This window comes from Gemmatimonadota bacterium (genome assembly GCA_026705765.1).
Classification (GTDB): Bacteria; Latescibacterota; UBA2968; order UBA2968; family UBA2968; genus VXRD01.
Genome location: JAPPAB010000063.1, coordinates 1 through 12,672, shown reverse-complemented (window position 1 = coordinate 12,672; position 12,672 = coordinate 1). Strand labels below are relative to the sequence as shown.

Here is a 12,672-nt window from a genome sequence, read left to right as displayed (position 1 = left end):
AGGATAAGACAACATGATTACTATAAAAAGAAGAAGCATCTTGTTTCTGCTTTTTCCATTGCTGGCGACCCTCTTGCTAACTTCGGAATTGTGGGCGCAGTCGAGTCCCTTCCAGAGGAAATTCCGACACATGACGCGGGGGAAGGTCTGGCATACGTACAGAAACGGACTCACAGGTCGGGTTCACCGACAGGTGATGAGGGATATAGCCGGTATGCAATATCCGGGTTCCATCATTCCGCTGGAACCCACCGAGTTTGAGCAATACTGGAGCTTTGTCAACTATCACTGGTATCCGCGGTTTACCCGCCGATACGACACCTCTCGGGGCGAGGGTGTAATGATTCTAACAAGAGATCACGGCACCTCGGCAGTTGGCCCGAGTCAGGAAACCGAGGATATTCGGGAAAAGGTCTATGACATTGTCAACAGCCCGGAAAAAGATCTGGGATTTATGACCGCCTCCCACTTTACCGGGTTCAGCCCGATGTCCAACTACTGGCCCGGAGCACCTCCAATTGTGGGTGAGCCTGTGGAAATCCACAACCACGACTATGGGCGGTATATCGGGGACGATTCTCAAGGTGAGGAAATTCTCATCACGGCATGGTCCTCCAAAACGGGTATCAGTGTGTCGCAAAAAGCCTTTTCCTGGAGCTATCCCGACTTTGACGACTTCATCATTTACGAATATACTTTCCACAACAATGGAGACGCCAACGGAGACGGCCAGCCGGATCCCGGTATGCCCGTGCAACTCAACGACGTCTATTTTGCGTTCGTAAACATCATGACCATCTCTCAGGCGGGGTGCTTTATTTCAAGCCCGGGTGCGTGGTGGGTCGATTTCCCCGAATTGAGGGACGATTTCTACAGATACACCGGTGCAGCTAACTACGATGGTCCAGCTGAATATGCGGATCTAAAGCTCAGTTACCACTACGACGGGGACGCGCCTTCTACTTTGTGGGATGACGTTGGTGGACCCTACGTTTCGGCGCGTCACCATTCACTGTTCAAAGGCACGGCGCGAGTCGATGGGGAACTGACAGACTTCCAGTACTTTGGGTTTGCCCCTCTGGATTATACCCCACCCTTTACAAACGATTCGGAAAACTACGTTGCGCCAAAAGTCGCGGATCAGCCGGTGTCGGTAAAGTGGTGGGAAATCTTCAGCAGAAATAACTACACATACCCGGATCCCAGTAATGATGGTGATGAGCAACTGTGGAACAAACTCGTCGAAGACCAGGGATTCCAATCCAATCCCATCGACATCGGTGATTACGCCCACAGTCAAACGTATGGACCATACGATATTGGTCCTGGTGAAAAAGTGAAAATCGTGGCGGTTTTTGCCGGGGGAACAGCTGCCGACGCCAAGGGTATGGGCGTCATCGAATGGGCGCAAACGGGCAATCAGGACGAGGTTTCTCTGGGCCGGGAGGCCCTCGTGGATCATGTGCGCCGTGCTCAATTCGCCTACGATAGCGGCTACGATCTGCCCGACCCGCCTCCGGATGTGCGATTTTCAGTGGGAAATAGCGAACGTGGGCAGGTTCTCCTCACATGGCCAGATGATGCCGATCGCGCGTTGGATCCAGACTATGGCCAGGCCGACTTAAGAGCCTACCGGGTCTATCGTTCGGGGACCAAGGAAGCGGGGCCTTACAAGTTGCTGAAAGAGATTCCCGTGGGAGATGCCGCGCATTTGAGTGGCGGCATCTATTCCTTCGAGGATGAGACTTCCGCTCCCGGCTTCAACTACTGGTACTCGGTCCGCTCGGTCGATTCCGGGCATTCATCCTGGACTAATAACGACGGTACCAAGACGCTTGCAGACCTGCCCGACAAGGTGCGGCAGAATGTCCAGAGTGGCATGGAAAGCGGGTATTCCTCGCCTGAGCAGCGGATGCAGGTCTTCACCAGTCCGAAGATCCCCGCAACTGATACCAAAGACAATTTCGGCGATGAAATCCTGGTTGTGCCCAATCCCTATCGGGATGATGGCACACACAGGTATCCGGGATCCAGAAAGATTCGATTTACAAATATTCCCAGAAAGGCCCAGATCAAGATCTATTCTCCATCTGGAGACCTGATCTGGACGATCAATCACGATTCGCCCCTGGGAGAGGCAGAATGGAATCAGGCGCCGCGATCCTTCGCGAGGCCGGAAGTACAGTCAGGCATCTACTTCTACTCTGTAGAGTCTCTTGTGGGCTCATCTCAGGGGGAGATGCGGTTCGGTTCATTTGTAATCATCAAATAGTCAAGGAGCTTTGCTATGATGACCAGGATATACGCATCAATCTGCGTATTCGCGATTGTGATTTTGCTGCAATCGCCCGCCCAGGGACAGGGATATGTGGAAATCAAGGATGAGGATATTTATTCCTCAACCGCTGCTTCGCGAATTGGGCTTACAGGATTTGCATTTCTGAAGATTTCCCAGGGGGCGCGATCGGTGGGAATGGGGGATGCGTACACGGCCATATCCAATGATATCAATGCGGCATTCAAGAATCCTGCCGGCTTGACTCATATGAAACGGATCGAGTACGTGTTCTCTTACAACCGATGGTTGGTAAACAGCACGGTTGCTTCCAGCGCTGTTGCGGCGAATACGCCTTATGGCGTGGTGGGCGTTACCTTTATCGGTTTCTACCCTGAGAAGAGCAAGGAAACCACCATACTCCAGCCGCTCGGAACGGGAGAGATGGTGAATGCTGGGGATGTCGCCATCGGATTTCTTTACGCGAAGAAAATGACCGATAGGCTCTCCTTCGGCGTTCACGGTCGCTGGATTCAGGAAACGCTGCACGACAAGAAAATTTCCAGTTACGATGTCTCACTCGGCACGCTGTTCTACACGGGATTTGGCTCCAGCAGGTTGGCGATGACATTGCAGAATTTCGGCAAAGACGTAACGCCGGAAGCGGTCACTTTCGCCATGCCAATGGTCTTCAATATCGCCGCTGCTATGGAAGTTTACGGAACGATAGAAGATCCCACCTACCTCACAGCCGCAGTCGATTTCAGCTATGCCACTGATTTCGGTGAGCGGTTACATTTTGGCGGTGAACTCTGGGTCGCAAGGGTGCTCGCGCTTCGAGCTGGATACAAGACCAATTACGACATCGAGAGTTATTCACTTGGTGCCGGTGTTCGCGTGAACTATGTGGGAGGTAGGCAGGTCTCTGTCGATTTTGCCTATTCGGCGATTGAGGGTGGCTTCGATGCTCCGCTGCGCGTGTCTCTGAGTGGGAGTTTTTAGACCCGATCAGTTTGCGAGATCACTGGGCGGCAGGCCCCCTGGGTCAGGCCAATGATAGGCCTGATACAAGCCTGTCGCTCAAAGGATTGCGAGGAGAGATTTGTCCTCTCTGCAAGATCCCATCGTTAGCCATCCAGTGCCTTCCGCCGCAGAGGAGCGGGGGATCACGTTGCGTTCGTTTCTGATTGGGTTGGGTGTGGTCTGTCTGGTCAACCTGTGGGTCACGTGGTCGGATTTCATAATTCATTCCTCGGCCTGGAATCTGAGCCACTTTCCCATGGTGAATTTCATTCCGTTTGTCATCCTCACAGTCTTATCATCGGTTTCAGACAGATTATTTGGACCGCGCTGGTCTTTTTCATCTGCCGAACTCGCCACCGTTCTGGCCATGGGGCTGGTGGGCAGCGTCGTGCCGACCAACGGATTTATGGGATATGTGCTCGGCATTTTGGCCATGCCGTATTACCTGGCCACCCCCGAGAATGGTTGGGCGCTCTACTTTCACCCCCACCTTGCCGACTGGATGGCGCCGCGAGATGAAAACGACGCTGTGCGCTACTTTTTCGAAGGCCTACCCAAAGGTGTGCACATCCCCTGGGAAACCTGGGCAAGCCCGCTTTTCTGGTGGCTTACATTTGCAGCGTCGATTACGCTGATCTCGGCCTGCACGGTTGTCATTTTGCGCAAGCAATGGACGGAGAACGAACGGCTCGATTATCCCATCATCAGCGTAGGCATCGACATGGCGCTGCGCTCGAATCCCCGGAACTGGCTGCCGGAATACATGAAAGGCAAGCTGTTCTGGGGTGGTTTTTCGGTCGCCTGCGGAATCGTTTGTTGGAATATTCCCAGTTACTTCATACCCGGCCTGCCCGAATTCCCTCTACTTCCCAGGTGGTTTACGCTGGCCGCTGGTTTTCCCACAATTGACTTCCACATCAGCTTTTTTGCACTGGCTTTTGCATTTTTTGCCAGGCTTGAAGCCCTGTTCAGCGTCTGGTTCTTCTTCCTGATTTTTCTAATCCAGAGCGCGGTATTCAACCGATTTGGGTTCACCATCGGCACTTCGGGAGATCCTTGGTCTTCCCACAACCCCGCAGTTGGCTGGCAAAGCTGGGGGTCTCTCTGCTTCATCGTGGCCTGGGGGATCTGGGTTGCTCGCCACCATCTACGCGACGTTTTTTCAAAGGCCATCTGGGGGGTACCGGGTGAAGGCAGAGCTGAAGAAATGATGTCTTACCGGATGGCTCTTACCGGCCTGATCAGTGGACTGGTTTATGCCATTGGATTTCTGTACTGTGCGGGTATGAGCTATACCATGGCCATCGCGCTCTTGCTTTCCACGCTTATCGGCTACCTGGGGGTATCCCGCATCCTGGTGGAAACCGGGTTGCTCTACGTGGTCGTACCGGTAACGGGGCAGTCCTCCACCGTATATTTTCTGGGATCGCGTGGCCTGCCGGAATCCTCGATGACAGCCATGCCATTCACCTATATCCTCGTCACGAGGGGTGCCGGTATGTTCATGCCTTCGCTGACCCATCTGGGCAAGCTTGCAGATCAGATTCCCCAGATACGAAGGCGTCTGATCTACGCGCTTGGTGCCTCAATTGTGGTCGGAGTTCTGGTTGCCGCCATTGTAACCCTGTATCTGGGCTACACGCATGGGGCATACAACTTCAACGTATGGGTGTTGGGCGGGGGCGGCAGCCAGCGTCCTTTCATCGATACGCTGGTCAAGATGCAGTCGCCATTCACAACAGACTGGTATCGCATCTCCTTTTTTTCATTCGGGGTGCTGGTCTCGGCCGCGCTGGTGGCTTTGCGCTATCGCTTTCCCTGGTGGCCCCTTTCACCCATTGGATTTCCCCTGGCCACTTCCTGGCCCATGCGCAGAGTAGGGTTTACTATCTTTCTGGCCTGGTTCATCAAGGCCGTCATCATGAAACTGGGGGGTGCCGTGCTCTACCGTCGGTGCCAGCCCTTTGCAGTCGGGCTCCTGGTCGGTTGGGCAGCCGGAGTTGGCATCTCTTTCCTGGTTGATATCTTCTACTTCCCCGGCAACGGACACGGGATCCACTCGTATTGAAAGAGAGGCACTATGGCAAATGCAATAGAAATCGGCATTGCCCGCACCGACATCACCCCTGCGGTGGGCATACCCATGGTCGGATTTGCGGGGCGGGGATCATCGACGCGCGTAAATGACCCGTTATATGCCACGGCTATGGCAGTTTCCTGCGCGGAAGAACAGGCCGTATTAATCGCTTTGGATCTCCTCCAGTTTAGGGCGGAAACAGTCGCCGAGTTTCGCGAACTCATCCAGGCTGCATCGGGAATCTCCGCCAATCGGATTACCCTGGCATGCAGCCACACCCATTACGGACCTGATGTCGATCGAGCAGGTAAGCAATCCCCATCGCCGGGTCCGGGACCGGCTGAAGCCTCCGAGTTGGTCGATGCCTATCGAATTCATCTCGGATTCAAACTATCGGGCCTGGTACAGGAAGCACAGCAAAATTTGAGGCCAGCGCGAATGGGTATCGGCTGGGGCAGTTCCGATATTGGTATCAACCGCAGGGAGAAGACCCCTGATGGGCGGATTATACTCGGCAACAACTACGATGGACCCGTTGACCGCGAGGTCGGTGTGGCGCGGATTGAAGATACAGAGGGAAACCCTATCGCCTGTCTGGTCAATTTTGCGACGCATCCGGTTGCACAGACTTCTCAGCAACGCGCCATTTCCGCCGGGTTTTCCGGAAAGATGACCCAGGTGGTAGAAGGTCTTACCGGCGCGTATTGTCTCTTTCTACAAGGGGCGGCGGGCGATATCAATCCAGCGGCCGGATTCCGGATTCCGGATCAGCGACCAGAAGATCTCCACAAACCATCGGACAGTCTGGGCATTCGACTGGGCTGCGAAGTGGTGCGCGTGTGGGAAACCATCAGCGTTGGCGAGGCGCAAGGTTTGAATATCGCGTCAAAAACCATAAGCCTGCCTCGCTACATGTACGGCGAGTTAAAAAGCGCGAAACAGCTCGATGGAGAATTCGCTCATGAGTTGGAATCGAGAAATCTCTCCGATGGGCGGCGACATTGGGCCGCACTCAGGCAAAGTCGGGTGCGGGAAGCGATTAGAAGCTACGAGACGGGTGTTCCACTCGATCCTGTTGAGACGGAATTACAGGCATGGCGAATAGGCGATCTCGCTTTTGTGACTGCACCGGCGGAGATTTTTACCGAAAATGGCACGCTTGTGAAAAATCAATCGCCTTTCGATCACACTTTCTTCGTGGGCTATACCAATGGCTCCATTGGGTATGTCCCTACCGTGGATGCCTACCCCGAGGGAGGATACGAAGTTACCCACGCCTGCCAGGTCGATCCCGAGGCGGGCGGTCTGATCAATGAGAATTGCCTGGCACTGCTCCGGCAGGTCGTGGCATAACGGAGGGGATTCATATGGCAGATAGACCCAATATTCTGGTGATCATGTCCGATCAACACAGCAAATTTCACATCGGATGTTATGGCGATGAAGTGGTTCGAACCCCGCATATGGACCGGCTTGCTGCCGAAGGCATACGGTTCAACAACGCCTATTGCGCAGCACCGCTTTGCGTTCCCAGCCGGATGGCTTTTATGACATCCAGAACGCCCACCGCGAACCGCGTCTGGACAAATAGCCATATCCTCTCTTCTGCCATCCCCACCTGGGCACATGGCATGGGTGCAGCCGGCTATGAAACTGCCCTGATTGGACGCATGCACTTTGTTGGATCGGATCAGCGGCACGGATTTGAGCGACGGCCCATTGGCGAATGGGGCGCACATCACCCTGGTGTTTCTTTGCAGGGCGCTCCCCTGTTTCGCAAAATGCCTCTGGGTGTATCTGGGCAGAGCCGCGTGAGCGTAGAATATGCCGGTTATGGGATGTGTACCTATCAGGCGTATGATGACATGGTCGTTGCGTCTGCCCTTGATTATTTGGACGAGAAGGCCCATGATGAGAGGGATCGTCCCTTTGCCGCTGTGGCTGGCTTTGTTCTTCCGCACTGCCCCTATATCGCCGCTACAAAGGAACTCTTTGAATATTATTACGACCGGGTAGATGTTCCTCAGCCAACGCCGGAAGAGGCACAGAGAGCACCTGCGGCTATCCGCAAGCTGAAACGCCTGCGAGACCTCGATCATCCGCTGCCCGAGGAACGCATCCGCGTGGCCCGGGCAGCCTATTTTGCTATGTGCGAGTATTTTGACAGCATCGTCGGCCAGATGCTCCAGAAGCTGGACGAGACGGGGCTGGCTGAAAACACGCTGGTCATCTACTGCTCTGACCACGGCGAAATGGCCGGAGAACACGGACTGTGGTCCAAGAGCAACTACTACGAAGCATCTGTTTCCGTACCCCTCATTGCCCGTTTGCCCGGGGTTATCCCCGCGGGTGGAATCAGCGATAGCATCTGCAACCTCATGGATATTGGACCAACCCTGACCGAGGTGGCTGGCGCTCCTCCGATGCCTGCTACCGATGGACGTTCGCTGTGGCCCCAGATGTGCGGAGAGAACGATCCGAACTGGGTCGATGAAACCTTCAGCGAACATCTCTGGGAAGCCAACGAAGTGCCTTCTCGCATGATCCGCAAGGGAGCATGGAAGCTCTACAAGTACAACGAACCCACCCCTCCAGCGCTCTTTAATCTGGAAGAAGATCCCGGAGAACTCAATGATTTAGGCCTGGACACGCGGTACCAGGATGTGCGAGAGAAGCTCTTGAAACGCCTCTACGAAGATTGGGATCCCGCAGATATCATCAGTGAAACAGCTATTCTGGATCGGGATTATCGCACCATTTCAGCATGGGGCCAGGCCGTCCAGCCCATACACGAAGACACTGTAGCCGTGCCGGATGTGGAAGACATCGAATTTCGATAGATGGTGAATTCAAATTAAGTGTGATCACGTGTCCCAAACATTAGAAACTCCACGCGACCGTCGAGATCAAGTGCCCGACTCTTCTCGTGTTAGGGGGTTGACCCTTCGCTCGGTACTCATTGGGCTTTGCTTTGCTGGTCTGGCAAATTTCTGGGTGACCTGGTCCGACTACATCATACATTCCTCGACATGGAACCTGAGCCATTTTCCGATGGTCAACTTTATTCTTTTTCTATTGTTGACTGTCTTTTCCGCTGTGGCCGGACGAGTGTTTGGCCCCCGGTTTTCGCTTGCACCTTCGGAATTGGCAACAGTAATGAGTATGGGACTGGTCGGCAGTGTCGTGCCCACCAATGGATTCATCGGATATGTTCTCGGCATTCTGGCGACGCCGTATTATCTGGCGACGCCGGAAAACGGATGGGGTATCTATTTTCATCCCTACATTCCCGATTGGATGGCACCATCGAACTCCGGCGATTCCATGCGGTATCTCTTTGAGGGATTGCCCGGTGGTATGCGGATTCCCTGGCAGGTCTGGATTGGTCCTCTTCTCTGGTGGCTGAGTTTTGCCGGGGGTATTGCCCTGGTCTCGGCATGTATTGTCGTATGCTTGAGAAAACAATGGACTGATTACGAACGCCTCGATTATCCCATCATCGGGGTAGGGATCGATATGGCAATGAGGTCGCGGGCTGTGGGGTGGTTGCCGGAATATATGCACGGCCGCATTTTCTGGGGTGGATTCGCGGTTTCTTGTGGCATCGTTTGCTGGAATATCCCAGGCTACTTCATGCCCGGTATTCCCGCTTTCCCACTCTTGCCTCAGTGGTTTACCTTTGCAACCGGTTTTCCGACGATTGATTTCCACATCAGCTTTTTCGCCTTTGCCTTCGCCTTCTTCGTCAATCTCGAGGCCCTGTTCAGCGCCTGGTTCTTTTTTTTACTTTTCATTTTACAAAGCGGCGTTTTCAACCGGTTTGGGTACACCATAGGCACCCGTGGTGATCCCTGGTCCTCTCTAAATCCCGCAGTGGGTTGGCAAAGCTGGGGGGCGATGTGTTTTATCGTCTTCTGGGGACTCTGGGTTGGGCGAAATCACATCAAGCAAGTCTTCTACCAGGCCTTCCGTTCCGCCCAGGCTGGTCGTTCAGAAGAAATGATGTCCTACCGCATAGCTATTTTCGGGTTGGTCTTCGGGCTCGTCTATGTGATCGGCTTTCTGCACCATGCGGGGATGAGTTATAAGATGGCCATCGTCCTGATTTCCTGTACTCTCGTCGGATACCTTGGTGTTGCCCGTATCGTAGCGGAGACGGGCCTTCTTTATGTCGTCGTACCGGTGACGGGTCAGTCGGCTACCATATATCTTCTGGGGTCATATGGTATGCCTCCAGAAAGCATGACGGCCATGGTATTCACCTATATGCTCGTTACCCGGGGCGCAGCTATGTTCATGCCCTCGTTCACGCAAATGGGCAAACTCGCGGATCGAATTCCCCAGGTTCGACGAGGACTGATGTCGGCACTGGGTGGTGCGATCATTGCTGGAGTCGTGATTTCCATTGTGGTTACCTTCTATCTGGGATACAGCCAGGGCGCCTACAACTTCAATATCTGGGTATTTGGCCTGGGAAGTCAGGTTCCCTTTATCGACACACTCACAAAAATCCGAACGCCCTTTTCCACGGACTGGAATCGCCTGTCTTTCTTTGGAATCGGAGTGGCTGTCTCTGCCCTGTTGACCTTTCTACGTTACAGGTTTCCAGGGTGGCCCCTTTCTCCGATCGGCTTTCCGCTTTCCACCTCATGGCCAATGAGGAGGATCGGTTTCACAATTTTTCTGGCCTGGTTGGTAAAGGCGCTGGTTATGAAGATCGGAGGCGTTGTCCTCTACAGGCGATTTCAGCCCTTTGCACTGGGCCTGGTTGTCGGTTGGGCCGTCGGTGTGGGAATATCTTTTGCGGTAGATATCATCTGGTTTCCCGGTCAAGGCCACATGATTCACTGGTATTGAGAGAGGAGATGTTTCAATGGACTTATCAGGTTTTTTTATCGTAGCCCCATCTGTGGTCGGAATCGGCGAGCCGTTTGAGCTGAAGCTCAAGCTGCTCGGAGAGGTTCGGGAGATTCTTCCCGAATGCTTCCCTCTCAACCAGACCGAACCACAACTGAGCAGCCGGTACAATCTGTCTCCAAGGGGACTGGCTTTCAAAGACAATGTCCTGCCCGAATTCGAGGGTTCAATTGAGCTTTCTGGCGGTGACGGCTATGAGGGGCCGGCCACATATACATTCGAAGGGGGCCGTCGGCCTATTGCCGCCATACCGGGAATTCGCTATACTCGGGAAGGCTTCCACTATATTACCGTTACGGCCAATGGAAAGCAGGCCCGCAGCAATCCCATTCGCGTTTGTCAGGATCCCCCGGTAGAACGCCTCTTCTGGGGAGACACCCACGCCCACACCATTTTTAGCGACGCTATTCGTTCTCCCGAGGAAGTCTATGGTTTTGCCCGCGACGAAGGATTTCTGGACCTGTTTTCAATGACCGATCACGCCGAAGCCCTGACAGATCGACAGTGGGACTACTTCGTCAGTGTGGCAAACGACCACTATGAACCGGGCCGGTTTGCCACACTCGTGGCGCTTGAATGGACCAATTTCGAAGTTGGCCACAGAAACGTTTACTACCCGGGAGACTACGGTCCTATTCTTCGCGCTACGGACTCGCCCTATCAGGATCTGGAAGGTCTCTATCGAGCCGCCAGAGAGCACGGTGCCCTCCTCGTCCCGCACCATTCGGCCAATACCCAGATGGGCGTCAAATGGCACGCGGGGCACGATCCCGAAATGGAACGCCTTGTAGAAATTCACTCTGTGTGGGCATGCAGCGAAAGGGCCGAACACCAGGGCAACCCCTATCCCATCAGAGTTCAGGATGGTGAGACAGACGGCCAGCACGTCATCGATGCTCTGAACTTGGGCTACCGATTCGGCATCATTGGTAGCGGAGACATCCACGATGGAAGGCCAGGAGACGACCTTTCCAGCCTGCAAAACATGGCGCAATCCCACCTCACCGCACGGCAGGGCATCATGGGTTTCTGGGCGAAGGAACTCACCCGTGAAGCCGCATTCGAAGCCATGTGGAATCGCCGCGTTTTTGGTACCATGAATGTCCGCGTGTACCTCCGTTTCGAAGTCTGTGGTGCTTTTATGGGATCCACCGTCAGGCACGACGGCCCCCGTCAGATCCGCCTGGAAGCTGCCAGCGAGTCCCCCTTTACGCTTATTGAGATTGTGCGGAACGGCGAAACCATCCAGAAGATTGAACCCGGCGAATGCGAAATTCTCTGGGATACGCAAGACGCGGGCTCGGGCGGCATGGACTACTATTATGGCCGCCTTATGCGAAAAGACGGTCAAATGGCCTGGTCCAGCCCGGTGTGGGTCGAGCCCTGATTCGCTCTGCGCCGCCTATGGAGAAAATCATGGATAGAGTGATCATTGCAGAGTGCAAGCAGGAAGTCTCGACGTTTAATCCCGTGCCCAGCCAGTACGGCGATTTTCGAATCGTGCGTGGGCCTGATATGCTCGATTTCCATCGCGGCGTTGGTCACGAAGTCGGCGGTGCCCTGAGCGTTTTGGACCGAGAAGAGGCGCTTCTCCTCGTGCCCACATACGGAGCGTGTGCGAATACATCTGGAGGTGTGCTTTCAAAAGACGGATTTGACCGCTTGAGCGATGAGTTTCTCGAAAGTATCCGGGATGCTGGTGAAGTGGATGGGGCTTATTTCTCGCTTCACGGTGCCATGCAGGCAGAGGGCGAAAATGATCCCGAAGGCTACCTGCTACAGGAAGCCCGCCGCATCCTCGGTGACCAGATTCCGATTGTGGTATCCCTGGACCTGCATGGTATCCTCACCGATAGGATGCTCGAGCACTGTGATGCTGTCGTCACGTACCACACCTATCCGCATATAGACTTCGTCGAAACAGGAAAGCGCGCGGCCTTCCTGTTGACTAGGATGCTGGATGGAAACATCCGTCCCGTGACTGCAAGGGTCAAGATCCCGGCGCTGGTGCGTGGCGATGAAATGATCACTGAGACCGGGGCGATTCGAGAATGTATTCAACTGGCGAAGCAGATCGAAGCCAGCGAAGCGGGTCTTTCTGCGGGCGTGATGTGGGGAAACCCGTTCACCGATGTTCCGGAGCTTCGAACAAATAGCATCGTTGTCATGGATGGCGATGAAGCCGCCGCCATGCAATACGCGGTGGATCTGGCAAACCGGTTCTGGAAGCATCACGAAAAGATGCAGGTGCCTCTGACGGGTCTCGAAGAAAGCGTCCGGCTCGCTGCAGAAGTCGATTCTGGAACCGTCGTCATGATGGATGCAGCCGACGCGACCAGTTCTGGCGCATCGGGTGATAGCAATGCCATTGTGCGAGAAC

General features: G+C 54.4%; 8 protein-coding genes. All 8 read left to right on the top strand.

All coding sequences use genetic code 11. The features are described 5' to 3' along the window. The first annotated feature begins 13 nt into the window (after window positions 1-13). Complete coding sequence (locus OXH16_08740; GenBank protein MCY3681473.1) at window positions 14-2,272, top strand: hypothetical protein; 2,259 nt, start codon at window positions 14-16, stop codon at window positions 2,270-2,272. Between the two features lie 15 nt (window positions 2,273-2,287). Further along, window positions 2,288-3,277 (top strand): PorV/PorQ family protein, encoded by a 990-nt coding sequence (locus OXH16_08735; GenBank protein MCY3681472.1) that lies wholly within the window; start codon window positions 2,288-2,290, stop codon window positions 3,275-3,277. Window positions 3,278-3,377: 100 nt separating this feature from the next. After that, window positions 3,378-5,366, top strand: a complete 1,989-nt coding sequence (locus OXH16_08730; GenBank protein ID MCY3681471.1) for a hypothetical protein — start codon at window positions 3,378-3,380, stop codon at window positions 5,364-5,366. Window positions 5,367-5,378: 12 nt separating this feature from the next. After that, the gene (locus tag OXH16_08725) at window positions 5,379-6,728 is read left to right on the top strand and encodes a hypothetical protein (protein ID MCY3681470.1); all 1,350 of its coding nucleotides are present in this window, start codon (window positions 5,379-5,381) and stop codon (window positions 6,726-6,728) included. Window positions 6,729-6,742: 14 nt separating this feature from the next. Continuing rightward, a complete protein-coding gene (locus OXH16_08720; GenBank protein MCY3681469.1) occupies window positions 6,743-8,215 on the top strand; it encodes a sulfatase-like hydrolase/transferase in 1,473 nt (490 codons plus the stop codon). A gap of 28 nt (window positions 8,216-8,243) precedes the next feature. Next, a complete protein-coding gene (locus OXH16_08715) occupies window positions 8,244-10,232 on the top strand; it encodes a hypothetical protein (protein ID MCY3681468.1) in 1,989 nt (662 codons plus the stop codon). A gap of 16 nt (window positions 10,233-10,248) precedes the next feature. Next, a complete protein-coding gene (locus tag OXH16_08710) occupies window positions 10,249-11,679 on the top strand; it encodes a CehA/McbA family metallohydrolase (protein ID MCY3681467.1) in 1,431 nt (476 codons plus the stop codon). Between the two features lie 29 nt (window positions 11,680-11,708). Further along, window positions 11,709-12,672: M81 family metallopeptidase (locus OXH16_08705; GenBank protein ID MCY3681466.1), on the top strand; the 964-nt coding region annotated here is incomplete at its 3' end.